This window comes from Sphingobacterium sp. MYb388, assembly GCF_037479535.1.
Lineage (GTDB): Bacteria > Bacteroidota > Bacteroidia > Sphingobacteriales > Sphingobacteriaceae > Sphingobacterium > Sphingobacterium anhuiense.
Genome location: NZ_JBBGYV010000006.1, coordinates 90,397 through 107,886, shown reverse-complemented (window position 1 = coordinate 107,886; position 17,490 = coordinate 90,397). Strand labels below are relative to the sequence as shown.

At 35.8% G+C, this 17,490-nt stretch carries 17 protein-coding genes; 8 read left to right on the top strand and 9 right to left on the bottom strand.

Annotation, left to right across the window (positions count from 1 at the left end):
* Nucleotides 1–12: 12 nt before the first annotated feature.
* The 6 genes from WH188_RS18255 to WH188_RS18230 form a co-directional block, all read right to left on the bottom strand.
* Nucleotides 13–930: an SDR family oxidoreductase gene (locus WH188_RS18255; protein ID WP_237682877.1), complete on the bottom strand. Its 918-nt coding sequence runs from the start codon at nt 928–930 to the stop codon at nt 13–15.
* The gene (locus WH188_RS18250) at nt 930–1,880 is read right to left on the bottom strand and encodes a M20/M25/M40 family metallo-hydrolase (RefSeq protein WP_168128228.1); all 951 of its coding nucleotides are present in this window, start codon (nt 1,878–1,880) and stop codon (nt 930–932) included. Before WH188_RS18250 ends, WH188_RS18255 begins: the two co-directional genes overlap by 1 nt.
* 55 nt (nt 1,881–1,935) lie before the next feature.
* Nucleotides 1,936–2,586, bottom strand: coding sequence for a lipoprotein signal peptidase (locus WH188_RS18245; protein ID WP_021188832.1), 651 nt, complete (start codon nt 2,584–2,586; stop codon nt 1,936–1,938).
* Nucleotides 2,587–2,646: 60 nt separating this feature from the next.
* Complete coding sequence (locus WH188_RS18240) at nt 2,647–3,033, bottom strand: TraR/DksA family transcriptional regulator (protein ID WP_021188833.1); 387 nt, start codon at nt 3,031–3,033, stop codon at nt 2,647–2,649.
* A gap of 3 nt (nt 3,034–3,036) precedes the next feature.
* On the bottom strand, nt 3,037–6,450 hold the full coding sequence (gene ileS, locus WH188_RS18235) for an isoleucine--tRNA ligase (RefSeq protein ID WP_339424452.1): 3,414 nt from the start codon (nt 6,448–6,450) through the stop codon (nt 3,037–3,039).
* Nucleotides 6,451–6,685: 235 nt separating this feature from the next.
* A complete protein-coding gene (locus WH188_RS18230; protein WP_021188834.1) occupies nt 6,686–7,039 on the bottom strand; it encodes a HesB/IscA family protein in 354 nt (117 codons plus the stop codon).
* Between the two features lie 409 nt (nt 7,040–7,448).
* On the opposite strand from WH188_RS18230, the gene glyA reads away from it, so the two are divergent.
* The 8 genes from glyA (at nt 7,449) to purE (ending at nt 14,987) form a co-directional block, all read left to right on the top strand.
* Nucleotides 7,449–8,720, top strand: a complete 1,272-nt coding sequence (gene glyA / locus WH188_RS18225; RefSeq protein ID WP_132773414.1) for a serine hydroxymethyltransferase — start codon at nt 7,449–7,451, stop codon at nt 8,718–8,720.
* Between the two features lie 242 nt (nt 8,721–8,962).
* Nucleotides 8,963–9,553, top strand: coding sequence for an RNA polymerase sigma factor (locus tag WH188_RS18220; RefSeq protein ID WP_132773416.1), 591 nt, complete (start codon nt 8,963–8,965; stop codon nt 9,551–9,553).
* Between the two features lie 215 nt (nt 9,554–9,768).
* On the top strand, nt 9,769–10,452 hold the full coding sequence (locus tag WH188_RS18215; protein WP_132773418.1) for a zinc metallopeptidase: 684 nt from the start codon (nt 9,769–9,771) through the stop codon (nt 10,450–10,452).
* A 155-nt stretch (nt 10,453–10,607) separates the two neighbouring features.
* Entirely contained in the window at nt 10,608–11,945 is a 1,338-nt protein-coding gene (gene ffh / locus WH188_RS18210) for a signal recognition particle protein (RefSeq protein WP_132773420.1), read from the top strand.
* A 259-nt stretch (nt 11,946–12,204) separates the two neighbouring features.
* Nucleotides 12,205–12,804: an NADH-quinone oxidoreductase subunit A gene (locus WH188_RS18205; RefSeq protein ID WP_168128226.1), complete on the top strand. Its 600-nt coding sequence runs from the start codon at nt 12,205–12,207 to the stop codon at nt 12,802–12,804.
* On the top strand, nt 12,801–13,304 hold the full coding sequence (locus WH188_RS18200) for an NADH-quinone oxidoreductase subunit B (RefSeq protein ID WP_021188837.1): 504 nt from the start codon (nt 12,801–12,803) through the stop codon (nt 13,302–13,304). The genes WH188_RS18205 and WH188_RS18200 overlap by 4 nt, the downstream gene beginning before the upstream one ends.
* Nucleotides 13,305–13,328: 24 nt before the next feature.
* The gene (locus tag WH188_RS18195; protein ID WP_132843726.1) at nt 13,329–14,471 is read left to right on the top strand and encodes a 5-(carboxyamino)imidazole ribonucleotide synthase; all 1,143 of its coding nucleotides are present in this window, start codon (nt 13,329–13,331) and stop codon (nt 14,469–14,471) included.
* Nucleotides 14,472–14,477: 6 nt separating this feature from the next.
* On the top strand, nt 14,478–14,987 hold the full coding sequence (purE, locus tag WH188_RS18190; RefSeq protein ID WP_021188838.1) for a 5-(carboxyamino)imidazole ribonucleotide mutase: 510 nt from the start codon (nt 14,478–14,480) through the stop codon (nt 14,985–14,987).
* 54 nt (nt 14,988–15,041) lie between these two features.
* On the opposite strand, the gene WH188_RS18185 is transcribed toward purE, so the two are convergent.
* The 3 genes from WH188_RS18185 to pyrH all read right to left on the bottom strand — a co-directional run bounded on the left by WH188_RS18185 (nt 15,042) and on the right by pyrH (nt 17,451).
* On the bottom strand, nt 15,042–16,022 hold the full coding sequence (locus WH188_RS18185) for a sugar phosphate isomerase/epimerase family protein (protein WP_132773427.1): 981 nt from the start codon (nt 16,020–16,022) through the stop codon (nt 15,042–15,044).
* A gap of 130 nt (nt 16,023–16,152) precedes the next feature.
* Complete coding sequence (gene frr, locus WH188_RS18180; RefSeq protein WP_132773429.1) at nt 16,153–16,716, bottom strand: ribosome recycling factor; 564 nt, start codon at nt 16,714–16,716, stop codon at nt 16,153–16,155.
* 30 nt (nt 16,717–16,746) lie between these two features.
* Complete coding sequence (pyrH, locus tag WH188_RS18175; RefSeq protein WP_021189335.1) at nt 16,747–17,451, bottom strand: UMP kinase; 705 nt, start codon at nt 17,449–17,451, stop codon at nt 16,747–16,749.
* Nucleotides 17,452–17,490 lie beyond the last annotated feature (39 nt).

Genomic DNA, 17,490 nt, shown 5'->3' with positions numbered 1-17,490 from the left:
CTTTTTTTATTATTAACGGAAGATTCCGTATTGTTTATCGATTATTTCTAAACTCGCTTTGAAAGGAGTTGGTTGAAAGCCCAAAATCGACTTGGCTTTTGATAATATAAACCCTGTTTTTTGTGGTCTGTTTTCAGATTGACTTATTGATGCCGCCGTAATTTCTGAAATTAAGGATTTGTCAAATTTCCAAAAATCTGCAATTTGATAGACTGCTTCTGCAATTGTAAACATTTCCTCCCCACTGATGTGGAAAACTCCTGTTGCACGTTTTTCAATAGCTAAAAGACAGGCTTCAGCTAAATCATCAACAAACGTTGGCATGCGCCATTGATCTTTCACCACTTTTATCGGTTCATTTTTTGAAAGTTTTTCTTTTGCCCAAAGCACTAAATTAGAGCGGTTTGGATTAGCATTTATTCCATACACCAATATAGTTCTTAAGATCGCATATTCACATCCAGAGTTATGGATAACTTGTTCTGAACGTAATTTGCTTTTACCATATTCACTTAATGGATTGGTTGAATCATCCTCTTTATATGGACCATTTTGGCCATCAAAAACAAAATCTGTGGATAACTGTACTAAAAAACCATTTGTCTGCTTACAATAATCGGCCAATTGCTTCGCTACCTCAACGTTCATCTTTTCAGAGAGCACTTTATCAGCTTCGCACCCTTCAACACTTGTGATTGCAGCAGTGTGAATGATGTAATTTGGTTTAACTTCTGACAGATAGGTGTTTAAAAGGTCCGAATTCATCAAATCCAATTGTTGAAAATGATAATTCGCTACATTCGGATTGTCGTTTTTATTCATGGAAATAGCAAAAACTTCATAATTGAGGTTTTTACTAAGTAGATCGATTAGTTTTTGTCCTAAAAACCCATTTGACCCAGTTATTAACACTTTGTTGGTAACCATCATTAATTTGTGAATTGGAATTCGAGTTTCTCACTTTGTTTTAACATATTGTTGATAACCATTACCTCGAAATCGATAATTCCAGTAAGTCCTGAATAGTTGATTTTTTCTGGATCATCTGTTGGCATATGATAATCAGGATGACCTCCTGTGTGGAAAAATAGAACTGGAATATTCTTCTTATAGAATGAGGTCTGGTCAGAACCACCATTACCATCATGACCTGTATAAAACTTAATTTTAGGTGTGATACCCTTAAATATTTCCGGCCATTTTTTACTTGTTCCATATCCAATTACAGCAACACCCTGTTCAGGATTTAACCTGCCGATCATATCCATGTTTAACATACCTGTTATTTTATCAAGTGGCAAAGTTGGGTGTTCGGTAAAATATTTTGATCCGATTAATCCTAACTCTTCAGCACCAAATGCGATAAAAAGAAAATTATAACTTTCCTTTAAATTATTCGTACTATAATAACGTGCTAATTCCAGTAAACCGGCTACGCCTGAGGCATTATCATCTGCTCCGTTGTGTATTTTACCAACACCGAGAGAGTCTTTTGAGCTGCCTTGATGACCAGTTCCTAAATGGTCATAATGTGCCCCGATTACAATAGTAAGTGGAGCGCCATTGTCTAAAAATGCAATGATGTTATCTGCTTTGCGAATGCTGTCACTCACTTTAACTTTCCATACTTTAGCATCAAACGATTGTCTGAATCCTTTTTCACCTAACGGTTGAAGTTTAAGTGTTTTAAAATATTTTTCAATATAATTTGCCGCTTTGAATACTTCTTTGCTTCCTGTACCGCGACCTTTCATCTTATCACTTGCGAGATAGTTGATATGTTTTTTTACGAGTTCAGGATTGCTGTATTGTGCAATTCCTTGTAAACTTAGAACACTGAAAAGTGTTAAAAGGGTGCATTTAATATATAATTTTATCATTTGTAGTTGTTCATAAAAAAAGCCTTGAAAATTCAAGACTTTTTAGAAGTCGTTATTAATCTTCTACGATTTCACTATGTATACTTGTTTTTTCTTCTTTCTCTTCTTTAAAATATTTCTTTTGGAAGAGTAGAATCAGCACAACCCCCACCGATATTGCAGAATCAGCAATATTGAATACCGGTCGAAAGAATAGAAATTCTTGACCACCCCAAATCGGGAGCCAAGATGGGAATGTTCCATTAATCAGTGGAAAATAGAGCATATCAACGACCTTTCCATGGAAAATCGTTGCATATCCTCCATCTGCAGGAAATAATGAAGCTTTATCGTACCAGGTGCTTTCACTAAAGATCATACCATAAAAAGTAGAGTCGATAATATTTCCAAGTGCTCCTGCAAAGATTAAGGCAATATTGAGAATAAATCCGCGATTATATTTCTTTTTAACCATGTAATGCAGGCCATAGCCGATTGCTCCGACAGCGATAATACGAAAAAGTGTTAGCATCAGTTTCCCAAATTCGCCACCAAATTCCATTCCATAGGCCATTCCATTATTCTCTATAAAATGGATTTGTACAAATTTACCAATCACCTCATAACTTTGACCAATGGTCATATTTAATTTGACCCATATTTTTGATATCTGGTCAATTAAAAGAACGAGAATAATCAGAATTACTGGTTTAGTATAGCCTTTCATAGTTGTAAAAATGGTCTTTACTTTTGGTAAAGACCATTATGTTTTTGTATTTAAAAAATATTAATACTGTTTATTTTTAGCTTCGATACTTAACGTAGTGTGAGGAACAGCTTTCAATCTTTCCTTTTGGATCAATTTTCCCGTTTCTCTACAAATACCATAAGTTTTGTTCTCAATACGAACTAAAGCCGCATCTAAGTTGTCGATGAATTTTCGTTGGCGAGCAGCTAACTGATTCGTTTGTTCTTTTTCTAAAGTGGCAGAACCATCTTCCAAAGTTTTATAAGTACCAGCAGTATCATCCGTACCATTTGCATCACTATTATTTAGAGAGGCTGTTAAGGCAGCAAGTTCCTCTTTTGCAATTCTTAGTTTTTCTAAGATAATGCTTTTAAATTCTTGTAGCTCTGAATCGCTATAGCGTGTCTTTTCGTTATTAGTTGCCATAATTTAAATTTTTTCGATTAAAACATTCAATTCCTTTCCGTCAATATCAATGCTATCTCCGGTAGTTAGTGATTCTTCGAAACTCAATGAATCCGCTAGAATTTCGGTACAAATATAAGATAAATTTTCATTCGTTGCGCTCTCAATATCAGCATCTTTGCTAACTAAAACACGGATACGGTCAGTAACCTCAAAACCTTTGTCTTTCCTTAGGTTTTGGATACGGTTAACCAACTCTCTTGACAATCCTTCTTGTTTTAATTCCTCAGAAATATGGATATCCAGGGCTACGGTTAATTTAGCTAAATTAGCGACCTGCCAGCCAGCAACATCTTCTGCTATAATTTCTACATCGCTCAATTGAATTGTATAAGGTGTATCGGCTAATAAAATTTCACCATCGCTTTCCAATTTTGCAAGCTCTTCTGTAGAAAGTGCATTGATTTTTGCAGACACTAACTTCATGTCTTTACCAACTTTCGAGCCAAGAGCTTTAAAGTTCGGTTTAATTTTTTTCTTGATGATACCTGTCGTGTCCGTAATGAATTGAATATCTTTAATATTCGTTTCGGAAAGTATCAAATCTTTTACCTTTTCTACACGTTCTTGGAAGCTATTATCCAGTACCGGAAGTAAGATTTTGTTTAACGGTTGTCGTACATTGATGCCTACTTTTTTGCGCAGTGATAAGGTAAGGGATGAAATATCTTGAGCCAATGACATACGCTCCTCCAAATCCTTGTCGATCAATTTTTCCTGATAATTCGGGAAATTTGCTAAATGCACAGATTCAAAAGTTTCCCTAACCGTAGCGTTGTTCAAATCTAGATACAACTGGTCTGAAAAGAAAGGCGAGATAGGAGACATCAATTTCGCTATCGTATCCAAACAAGTAAATAAAGTTTGGTAAGCAGAGATCTTATCTTCAGAATATTCTCCCTTCCAGAAACGACGGCGGCAAAGACGAACGTACCAGTTACTTAAATGCTCGTCAACAAAATTTTGTATGGCACGTGCCGCTTTTGTGGGCTCGAAGTCCGCATAAAATTCATCGACTTCTTTAATTAAACTGTTCAATAGTGATATTACCCAACGGTCTATTTCAGGACGGTTTTCTAAAGCAATATCCGCTTCACTATAACTAAATTTATCAATGTTCGCGTACAGAGCAAAAAATGCATAGGTATTATATAAAGTTCCGAAAAACTTACGACGTACCTCATCCAGTCCCTCTTCATTGAACTTTAAATTATCCCATGGTGAAGCATTGCTGATCATATACCAACGTGTTGCATCAGCACTATATTTATCTAACATGGTAAATGGATCAATCCCATTACCAAGACGTTTAGACATTTTATTACCATTTTTATCTAAAACCAATCCATTCGAAATGACATTTTTGAATGCAACCGATTTTTGTAACATCGTTGAGATTGCATGAAGTGTGAAGAACCAGCCACGTGTCTGATCAACTCCCTCAGCAATGAAGTCTGCCGGAAATGCTTCTTTATAACCTTCTTTAAATGGAAGTGCTTCTCCTTTTGCAAGTTTTTCATAGTCTAGACCCCACTGTGCGTAAGGCATAGCACCAGAATCAAACCAAACATCGATTAAATCAGGTTCACGGAATAATTTTTGACCCGCATCCGATACAAATACAATATCGTCTACATAAGGACGATGCAGATCAAGTTTTTCAGTTCCGAATTTATCCAAATATGCTTTGTTAGTTTCTTTTTCTTTTTCAGATAATACATCAGAAACCAGAGATGCTTCCAATAAAGCCTTTAATTCAGGCATAGAACCAACGCAGATTTCTTCATTCTCATCTTCAGAGCGCCAGATAGGTAGGGGAGTCCCCCAGTAACGTGAGCGTGATAGATTCCAGTCAACTAGATTTTCCAACCAATTACCAAAGCGTCCAGTACCAGTCGCTTCAGGCTTCCAGTTAATGGTTTTATTTAGTGCAACTAAATCATTTTTAACAGCGGTCGATTTAACAAACCAGCTATCCAATGGATAGTACAGAACAGGTTTGTCTGTACGCCAGCAGTGTGGATAAGTATGCTCATATTTTTTAACATCAAAAGCTTTGTTGTCTTCTTTCAATTTTATGGCGATAAGCACATCTGTAGGACGGAAATCTTTATCGGCACGTTCAGCATCCGAATAATATTCCTCTTTAACAAAACGACCTGCAAAGTCAGTGATTTCCTTAACAAATCGACCAGTACGATCCACAGTAGGTACTTCTTTGCCATTTTCATCTTTGATCAAGATTCCGGGTACACCTTGCTCTTTAGCTACTCTAAAGTCATCTGCGCCGTATGTTGGTGCAGCATGCACGATACCTGTACCATCTTCTGTAGTTACAAAATCTCCAGGGATTACACGGAAAGCTTTTTCCTGTAGTTCATCTGACGTGATATAAGGCATCAACTGCTCATAGCGTAAACCAACAAGCTCTTCGCCCGTGAAAGTTGCCGCAACTTCCCAAGGAATAACCTTATCACCTAAATTATAATCTTGAAACGATGCGTCTTTTCCTTCAGTTTTAAAATGTTTAGGGATTAAATCTTTAGCCAATATAACCGAAACCGGTGTTCCTGTATATTGATTAAAAGTTTTAATTTTTACATAGTTTATTTTTTTACCAACGACCAACGCCGTATTGGAAGGTAATGTCCAAGGCGTAGTTGTCCAAGCAATGAAAGCAACATCTTCAGAGTCATCTTCCACTAAAGTGGCAATTGCTGGATGCAATTGATTTTTGATTAATCTAAATTGTGCGACAATTGTCGTATCCTTTACATCTTTGTAAGTACCAGGTTGATTTAGTTCATGTGAGCTCAATCCTGTTCCTGCCGCAGGTGAATAAGGCTGTATGGTATACCCTTTGTATAAAAGACCCTTTTTATAAAATTCTTTTAAGATGTACCAAAGTGTTTCAATATATTCATTTTCATAGGTAATATAAGGGTTTTCAAGATCTACCCAATACCCCATTTTTATAGTTAAATCATTCCATACATCAGTGTATTTCATTACCTCTGTACGGCAGGCATCATTGTACTCTTCAACAGATATTTTCTTTCCAATATCTTCTTTAGTAATGCCAAGTTTTTTTTCAACAGCAAGTTCAATTGGAAGGCCGTGCGTATCCCATCCGCCCTTACGTTTTACTTGAAATCCTTTTAAAGTTTTATAACGACAGAAGATATCTTTGATTGCGCGCCCCATTACATGGTGAATACCAGGCATACCGTTGGCAGAAGGAGGACCTTCATAGAAGGTGTACGTTTTATTTCCTGGACGGTTTGTGATACTTTTTTCGAATATTTTTTCCTGTTCCCAACGGGTCAATATTTCTTTGCCTATTTCCGGCAAATTAAGCTGCTTATATTCTTTATACATCAGTGTCTCGTATTCTTTTTCTAAAGGTCGCTAATTTAATCAATTAAGCTGAAAGGTAAAAGCTAAAAAACAACCCTTTTAAGGTAAATACAACCTTTAACATCAGGTTGTATAGCATAATCAATCTAAAAAGTGATATTTAAACTTGAAGGAGTGATCGTATCAATAGGATTCATAAATAAAAAAAGCCCAATATTCACTGAATATTGGGCTTTGTCTGTATATTTTTAATTCTTTATGCAGAGAAAGAACTTCCACAACCACAAGTGCTGGAAGCATTTGGATTGTTGAAGGTAAAACCACGTGCATCTAAACCGTTTCTAAAATCAACTTCCATCCCAGCTAAATATAAACCATGTGCTTTGTTCATAAATACCCTAATTCCCGAAATACTGTATTCGCTATCACCTTCTTTTTTCTGGTCGAATCCTAAAATATAGCTCATCCCAGAACAACCGCCACCTTCAACACCAATACGTAATCCAAAATCATCTGAAATTTCTTGTTGATCCTTCAGTTTTTTTAGTTCCTTTATCGCTCCTTCAGTTAATGTCAAGGGAGCTTTTTCTGTTATAGTCTCTGTACTCATCGTGATAATATTTTAACCAACTTAAACAAAATTACATAATTTTAATAGAAAATAGGACTGCTTCTGATTTATGACATTGATTAAACACATTGATTGCCAATATCGGACATAGGTTCGTTCGTAACATGTTACAAAGTAATATGTATTAACATCAATTTGATCGTCATGGGATTCCTGATATTGATATTTATTTGTGGATGAGCAACTTTCTTTTATTGATTTTATGTGCATCATATGCAGGAAAGAATCAGGAAATATTTGAATTTTTCATTTTAATGAATTTTAATAAATAAGGGGTTTTTGTGAAATTTCGTAATAATAAAGCCTGTTTTTTGAGGCCTTTTTTAAGTATTATACTATATTTGTAGACTAAAATCATAATATTCATATTTTACACTAGATTAAAACAATGGAAAGAGATCAAGCCATTTTCAATTTGATAGCTGATGAGCTGAAACGCCAAGAGGAGGGTATCGAATTAATCGCATCAGAAAACTTCGTTTCAAAACAAGTTATGGAAGCTGCAGGTTCAGTTTTGACAAATAAATATGCTGAAGGCTTACCGGGAAAACGTTACTATGGAGGTTGTGAGGTAGTCGATGAAATTGAGACTATTGCCATCAACCGTGCAAAGCAATTATTCGGTGCAGAATGGGTAAACGTACAACCACATTCAGGAGCACAGGCCAACGCAGCAGTTTTTTTAGCAACAATTAAACCAGGTGATAAAATTCTAGGTCTTGATTTATCGCATGGTGGTCACTTAACACACGGTTCTCCAGCAAATCTTTCAGGTAAAATTTACCAACCTTTGTTTTATGGTGTAAAAGAAGATACAGGACTAATTGACTATGAGCAATTAGAAGAAACAGCACTTCGTGAAAAACCAAAAATGATTATTTGTGGTGCTTCTGCTTATTCTCGTGATTGGGATTATGCGCGTATCCGTAAAGTTGCTGATGAAATTGGAGCTTTGGTTTTAGCGGATATTTCTCACCCTGCAGGACTTATCGCAAGAGGATTGTTGAATGATCCACTTCCACATTGTCATATCGTAACAACTACTACCCATAAAACACTTCGTGGACCACGTGGCGGTATGATTATGGTAGGGAAAGATTTCGAAAACACTTGGGGTGCAAAAACACCAAAAGGAGAAACAAGAACTATTACACAGTTGTTAGATTTAGCAGTATTCCCAGGTACACAAGGTGGACCTTTGGAGCATACTATCGCTGCTAAAGCTATTGCTTACGGTGAAGCTCTTTCTGACGAATATATGGAGTATATTGTTCAAGTAAAGAAAAACGCAGCGGCTTTAGCACAGTTCTTCGTAGAAAGAGATTACAAAATTATTTCTGGCGGTACAGACAATCATTTAATGTTGGTTGACTTACGTAATAAAGATATTTCTGGTAAAGAAGCAGAGGCAGTTTTAGGAAAAGCGGGTATCACAACTAACAAAAATATGGTTCCTTTTGATTCTCGTTCTCCTTTTGTTACTTCAGGTGTTCGTTTTGGTACAGCAGCCATTACAACTCGCGGTATCAAGGAAACAGAGATTGTACAAATCGGTGAATTAATTGATGCAGCTATCGTAAATGCATCAAACGAATCAGAACTTGCTAAAATCCACGCTAAGGTAAAAGAGATGATGGCAGGTTTCCCTCTTTATAAATAAGCAGTACGTTAACATATCATAACATAATAAGTGCCCTTGATTTAAAATCAGGGCACTTTTTTTGTGCAAATGTTAAAAAGTCTTAAATTCCATTGTAATAATTTGATTACTCGATAATTTTCTCTTGTTTTGAGTATACGAAAATTGATCACTATATAAACGAAATACTATACGACAGACATCTACTTTTTAAACAGGTTGTAATTAAAATTAATTTGGTAACTGCTAAAAATAGGTGAAGTATGAGTATTTTAAATAAAAAGACGGATCAAGAATTAATCCATATATATTTAGATGGTAAAGAAACAGCGTTAGCAGCTTTGTTAGAACGTTATAAATCAAAAATATACACATCCATTTATATGAAAGTAAAAGATGAATATCTTGCAGAAGATATTTTTCAGGAAACTTTTATAAAAGTAATCAATACATTAAAAGGAGGGAAATATAATGACGAGGGTAAATTCTTGCCTTGGGTTATGCGCATTGCCCATAATATGATTATCGATCATTTTAGAAAAGAGAAAAGAGCTCCGAGTATTGTCAATACAGAAGGTTTTGATATTTTCGATGTATTGGATTTCAGTGATGAAAATGTGGAATCAAAAATGTTAAGAGAACAACGTGATATCGATTTGAAGAAAATGATTCAAAAACTTCCTGATGATCAAAAAGAGGTATTGATTATGAGACATTTTTGCGATATGAGCTTTAAAGATATAGCTGATATCACTGAAGTGAGTATCAATACTGCATTGGGACGTATGCGGTATGCATTAGCCAACCTTCGTAAGATGATCGAAGGCCAAAGTCTGATGTTGCAGATCGGTTAGTATCACACAATATACTACTATTTAAAAGGGATGAACCGATGAGGGGCATCCCTTTTGTTTTTTGACTTTCTATGTAATAATGTCATATTTTTGTTTCACTTATTGTTCTTTTATGTATTAATGAATGATTTTAGTACATTAGTATGTGAAATTTTGTCTGTTATGACAAGGTGGAATGTATTTTGATAAGTAACTATTAAAACAAAGAAAATATTATGTATTGGATTTTATTTATAGGGATCATGGTTATAAGCCTGATCGTTCAAACCCGATTTAAAAATAAGTTTAAAAAATATTCTGAAATTCCTTTAACGAGTGGATTGACAGGGGCAGAGATTGCACAAAAAATGCTTCATGATAATGGTATTTATGATGTGAAGGTCGTTTCGATCCCTGATCGTTTAGGTGACCACTATAATCCAGCAGATAAAACAGTAAATCTAAGCCCTGAAGTTTACAGTGGAAGAAGTATTGCCGCAGCGGCAGTTTCTGCTCACGAATGTGGTCATGCTGTGCAACATGCTACGGCATATAAATGGTTAGGATTTAGATCTGCCATGGTACCCATGGTGAGCTTCGCTTCAAAATTGACATCTTGGGTTTTGATGTTGGGTGTTATATTAATGGCCTTTTCACAGAACTACATTGTTCTAGCAATAGGAGTTGCGGCATTAGCGATTACAACAATTTTTAGTTTCGTGACGCTTCCGGTAGAATTTGATGCCTCAAATCGTGCGAAAGCCTGGTTAAGCAATAATGGTGTAACTTACAGCTCGACAGAAGATGAAGGTGTAAAAGATGCATTAAAATGGGCTGCAATGACATATGTAGTAGCAGCATTAAGTGCTTTGGTTACCCTATTATATTATGCTTCCCTATTATTCGGAAGAAGAGATTAAGGGCTTTACGGATACTTAAAAGCACAAAAAAGCGAATGTTTTTATAAATATTCGCTTTTTTTATGTATTAATCCTTGGAATTGAATTCTATATGCTTCAGCTTCCGACTATTTTTTTAACTTTGCTTTTTATAATAGCATAGACTTACAATTATCATGTTTCAGAACTTACAGGATAAATTAGATAGAGCCTTTAAGGTTTTAAAAGGCCAAGGCAGTATTACCGAGATCAACGTTGCAGAAACGATGAAAGAAATTCGTAAGGCATTATTAGATGCCGATGTGAATTATAAAACTGCAAAGACATTTACAGATGATGTTAAACAAAAAGCGTTAGGTGAAAATGTATTAACAAGTATCTCACCCGGCCAATTGTTGACCAAAATCATGAATGATGAGTTGACAGCGTTAATGGGAGGCTCTGTTACTGAATTAGAAGCTTCTAAAAATCCGACTGTTATATTAATCGCCGGATTAAATGGTGCTGGTAAAACAACATTCTCAGGGAAATTAGCTTTATACTTAAAAGATAAAAAAGGTAAAAAGCCTTTATTAGTAGCTGGTGATGTGTATCGTCCTGCGGCAATTGACCAATTGGAAGTATTGGCAGGACAGGTAGGTGTTCCGGTTTATGTAGACCGTAATTCTACAGATCCAATCGCTATAGCAAAAGCAGGGGTAGAGGAGGCAAAAAGAAGTGGACATAATGTAGTGATCATTGATACTGCAGGTCGTTTGGCTATTGATGAGCCTTTAATGGTGGAGATTACTGCCGTAAAAGAAGCTACTCAACCGCATGAAATTCTCTTTGTTGTAGATTCGATGACTGGTCAAGATGCTGTGAATACAGCTAAAACATTCAATGACCGTTTGGATTTTACAGGTGTAGTATTAACAAAACTAGATGGGGATACTCGTGGTGGTGCCGCATTATCAATTAAATCTGTTGTAAACAAACCAATCAAATTTATCGGTACAGGCGAGAAGATGGATGCATTAGATGTGTTTTATCCGGATCGTATGGCTTCCCGTATTTTGGGTATGGGTGACGTTGTGTCTTTAGTAGAAAGAGCGCAACAACAATTTGATGAAAAAGAAGCCGCAGAGCTTCAAAAGAAAATTCGCAAAAATAAATTTGACTTCAACGATTTTAAATCGCAGATTCAGCAAATCAAAAAAATGGGTAACATGAAAGATTTGATGGGCATGATTCCTGGAGTCGGTAAAGCGATGAAAGATATTGAAGTGGATGATAATGCATTCAAGCCAATTGAAGCAATTATTGATTCAATGACTCCATTTGAAAGAGAAAATCCAGATGCGATCGATCAAAAAAGACGTTCTCGTATTGCCAAAGGTTCAGGTACTGATATCAATGAAGTGAATAAGTTAATGAAGCAGTTTGGCGATATGCGAAAAGTAATGAAGCAGATGTCAAACCCGGCAATGGCAGCGAAATTAATGAAAAGCATGCCTAAAATGCCAGGGAAATAAGATAGAAATTATTTTTTATATCCTTTAATACCCTAAAAATGCATAATTTTTAGGGTATTTTTTTAGAGATATAAAAATTGCCAGTTCGATTGTAAATGGGGTGTTGTAGCTGGCCCATTGTCATAGAGTTATCAAAGATGAAATAAATGAGCTATAAGGGCCTGGATTCTCTGATATCTTTTGACAATTCGTATTTATTTTTTTGTATTTTAGACTTAGTTCTGATTGTAATAGAATTATTTTTTAACTTTGTAAAACAATGGATGACCCCGGGCAATTATCGGAATACGGAAAGATACTTATCATAATTTTGGTAGGCATATTTTTAGTTGCGATGACCATTATGGCAGGAAGAATGCTTTCTGTAAATAAACCTACTCCTCAAAAATTAAGTACTTATGAATGTGGTGAAGACGCAGTAGGCTCTTCTTGGGTTCAATTTAACCCAAGATTTTATGTTATTGCACTTATATTTTTACTTTTTGATGTAGAGCTCATTTTCATATTTCCTTGGGCTACTGTATTTGGACAGGCCGAATACATTGCCGCCGATGGAAGATGGGGGTGGTTTACTCTGATTGAAATGGCATTGTTTGTAGGTATACTTATTATAGGGTTGATTTTTGTGTGGGTAAAGGGCGATCTCGAATGGGTAAAGCCGATACATCAACGACCAAAGGTCAATGTCAGTATTCCAAGTACTGCTTATGATGGCCTTAATCAAGCAAATTATCCCTTAAGGGCGTATACAGTGCAGTTAGACGATAAAGCAACTGCAGAAAAAGCTAATGAAGAAATGCCTGTAGCCCCAAAAATAGCTTTTAAACCCAGATTCAAAAAACCAGGAGCAACATCATGAGTTTAGAAAGTCAAATACAGAATAATGGTGTTATTGTAGCCAAATTGGACGATCTCCTGAATTGGGCAAGACTATCATCGATGTGGCCGATTAGTTTTGGTATAGCCTGCTGTGCCATCGAGATGATGGGAGCCATGGCTGCTAATTATGATCTCGATCGATTAGGGGTTTTTCCTCGCCCTTCACCTAGACAGTCGGATGTGATGATTATAGCAGGGACGGTAACCTTTAAAATGGCCGATCGTATTCGGAAGCTATATGAACAGATGCCAGAACCAAAATATGTGATTTCGATGGGATCATGTTCAAATTGTGGAGGGCCATATTGGCAACATGGATATCATGTTGTAAAGGGAGTTGATCGCGTTATACCGGTGGATGTATATGTGCAAGGCTGTCCTCCGAGACCAGAAGCATTGATTGGTGCATTTTTAGAACTACAAAAGAAAATTGAAAAAGAAAGTTTATTGGGAGAACAGTTGTTTAACCAAAAAGCTTAATAGAATAGAAATAGAAAAATAGACATGGGAAAAGATTTTTATGGTGATTTGCAATTAGGTGTTCTTGGCGGTGGTCAATTGGGCCGTATGTTGATTCAAGAGGCCATTAATTATAACGTTAATGTTCACATTCTTGATCCAGATAAGAATGCTCCTTGCCGTAAATTATGCAATCGTTTTGAATGTGGCTCTCTGAGCGATTTTGAAACTGTATACAATTTTGGGAAAGATCTTGATATGATTACCATTGAGATCGAAAAGGTAAATGTGGATGCCTTAGAAAAATTGGAAGAAGAAGGTGTACTTGTCTATCCACAATCGCGTATCATTCGTCTTATACAAGATAAAGGATTGCAAAAGCAGTTTTTTAAACAAAATGATATTCCAACTTCTGCATTTCAGCTGATCTCTACCAAAGAGAATCTTAAAAATACAAATTTGACTATTCCTTATATTCAAAAACTGCGTAAAGATGGTTATGATGGTAAGGGAGTGAAGAAGATAAACACAGTTGATGATTTAGAAACTGCTTTTGATGAACCCTCTTTAATTGAAGAATGGGTTGATTTCGAAAAAGAAATAGCTGTTATAGTCGCACGAAATGATGATGGTGATGTTGCAACTTTTCCAATGGTAGAAATGGAGTTTAATCCTGAAGCTAACCTGGTGGAGTTTTTAATAGCACCTTCAACATATGGTTTCGATATTCAGCAACGAGCAGAAGAATTAGCCAAGAAGATTGCCAATGATTTACAGATTGTCGGACTTCTAGCTGTTGAAATGTTCTTAACAAAAGACGGTGAGATATTAGTCAATGAACTTGCGCCACGTACACATAACAGTGGTCATCAAACAATAGAAGGGAACTATGTTTCTCAATTTGCACAACATTTGAGAGCGATCTTTAATTTGCCATTAGGCGATACACGTTGTCGAACTAATGCAGTGATGATAAATCTTCTTGGTGAAGAAGGTTATGAAGGATTAGCAAAATACGAGGGTGTAGAAGAGATTCTGGCTATGGAAGGTGTATATGTACACTTGTATGGCAAAAAATTCACTAAACCTTTCCGTAAGATGGGACACGTGTGTATTATCAATGACGACCGTGAATTAGCCATCAGTAATGCTAGAAAAGTACAAGAAATTTTAAAAGTAAAAGCTTAAAAATATATGTCAACATTGAACCAGGTTTTAGTTGGAATTATTATGGGAAGTAAATCAGACTTACCTGTAATGCAAGATGCAGTAGATGTATTAAAAACATTGGGAGTTCCTTTCGAAGTAACGATTGTTTCCGCACATCGTACGCCGCAACGAATGTTTGATTATGCGCAAGATGCGGCGAAAAGAGGTTTGAAAGTTATTATTGCTGGTGCAGGTGGAGCAGCACATTTACCAGGTATGGTAGCATCAATTACGCATTTGCCTGTTATCGGCGTTCCGGTAAAGTCATCTAATTCAATTGATGGATGGGATTCTGTATTATCGATCTTACAGATGCCAAATGGTATTCCTGTAGCGACAGTGGCATTGAATGCAGCGAAAAATGCAGGTATCCTTGCAGCACAGATAATAGGAACACAAGATAAAGAAATCGAAAAAAATATCATCGCTTTTAAAGCTGAATTAGCCGCAAAAGTGATTGAAACAGCTGAAGAAGTCGAAAAAATGACTTTTTAAGTGTGAATATAATTATAAAAATAAAGGGGGCTTAAGCCCCCTTTATTTTTATAATTATATTTTAGCTAAATGCTGTTCTACGTAATCGTAGCTTTTCTTTAAGCTCTCAAATTTATTAGGTAGATAGATATCATCTTGTTCAACAAAAGCATATTTTAAACCAGCTTTTGCTTTTGCCTGTGCGATAGCAATAAAATCAATATGGCCAGTTCCAACTTCTGTATATTTTACCTCTTTTGAAATTGCGCCAAAGTCTAATTTGTCAAATTCAGGTCCAACAATAGTTTTTGTAAATGCTTTATCCATATCCTTGATATGCCATAATTTGAATCGGTTCGGAAATTTTTCAAATAAACTGACCGGATTAATTCCTGCCTTTTCTGCCCAGTATAAATCAAGTTCAAAATCAACAAGGTCGGGCTCTGTAAAAGCCAACAATACTTCTTCCCCTTTGGTGCCATTTCCTAAATCTCTAAATTCCCAGAAATGATTATGGAAAGCAACCTTTAAACCATGTTTCTTAGCCGCTTCACCCGCTTTATTTAGCTGTTCAGCTATGTAAAGAAAATCATCCTTCTTTAAGGCAGAAATATCAAACATTGGAGAGACAGGAGCGATAACATATTCTTGTCCTAACTCTTTTGCCGCATCAAAATAGATATTTAGATCCTCTTTATCTTGATGGTTTCGGCTGAAGTATTTTGACATATCGTAATGACCGCTATGCGATTTTAGGCCGTTATCGTCTAATACTTTTTTTAAACTTTTATAATCTAAACCCCAAAAACTTTTTGCTACAGTATCTATTCCATATGTTTCAACATGCTTATAACCTATTTTAGAAACCTGCTGTAAAGAATCGGTCGGGTTTGCAGTCATCAGATCTCGAATCGAATATAGTTGTACACCTATATTAGCAAAAGGTGAATCAATACCTGGTTTCTTACTTTCACAAGAAAGGAGCTGTGGTAGGAAATATGCTGCAGAAAGTCCAAGACCAGCTTTTTTGATAAATTGACGGCGTGAATTATTCATACTGTTTAATTTGTTTGTAGTTTAGTTTAAGGATTAAGTTACAACTAATTTTAAAGAAAACCATTATTATAAAATAAAAAATGGGGATGTATAGCATACATCCCCATTTTAATATTCTCAGAAAAGAAAATTATACCGTCATGATATCTTTTTCTTTTAATTCTGCTAATTTATCAACTTTTGCAATATATAAATCAGTCAATTTCTGAACTTCAGCTTCACCAACTTTTATTTCGTCTTCAGAAGCACCGTCATTTTTCAATTTTTTCAAAGACTCATTTGTTTCTTTGCGGATATTACGAACAACAACACGACCTTTTTCAGTTTCTTCTTTTGCCTTTCTTACTAAATCACGTCTTCTTTCTTCTGTTAAAGCAGGAATTACCAAACGGATCACAATACCATCATTTTGTGGGTTAACACCTAAGTTAGCATCTGTGATAGCTTTTTCAATAGCATTGATCAATTGTTTTTCCCATGGTTGGATAACAATAGTACGTGCGTCAGTTGTATTAATATTACTAACTTGAGCCAACGGAGTTGGAGATCCATAATAATCAACCGAAATGCCATCTAACATAGATGGTGAAGCTTTTCCGGCACGAATTTTTGTTAATTCTGATTCTGTAAAAGAAACAGCTTTGGACATATTCTCCTTACAATCGTCCAATTCAAGTGAAATCAATTCATTCATATCTTAATATCGTTTTTTTCTTTTTTATGATTAGCGTACGATAGTACCTACAGGCTCTCCGTTTGCTAATTTAGACAAGTTACCAGGCTTGTTCATATCGAACACAATAATTGGTAAGTTGTTTTCTTGACACAGTGTAAATGCTGTCATATCCATTACATTCAAACCTCTTTGATACACTTCTGTAAATGAAATTTCATCAAAACGTGTAGCTGAAGGATCTTTTTCAGGATCTGCAGTATAAATACCATCAACACGAGTACCTTTTAAAACTGCATCTGCATTAATTTCAATCGCACGAAGTGAAGCTGCGGTGTCTGTCGTAAAATATGGGTTACCCGTTCCGGCTCCAAAGATAACAATACGACCTTTTTCAAGGTGACGCACAGCTCTTCTGCGAATAAAAGGCTCACAGATCTGCTCCATCTTAATAGCTGTCAACAAACGGGTTTTCAAACCTACTTTTTCAAGACCATCTTGCAACGCCATACTATTGATAACCGTTGCTAACATGCCCATATAATCCGCTTGTACACGGTCCATACCAGACTGTTCTGCACTTAAACCTCTATAGATATTACCTCCACCAATAACAATAGCAATTTCTAAGCCTTGAGTATGTAACTCTTTGATGTCTTTTGCATATTGTGCAACTCTCTTGATGTCAATGCCATAGCTTTGATCTCCCATTAAGGATTCGCCGCTAAGTTTTAATAGGATACGTTTGTATTTCATAATTGTTTTTTTGGAAATTCTCCAAAGGCCAAAGATAAA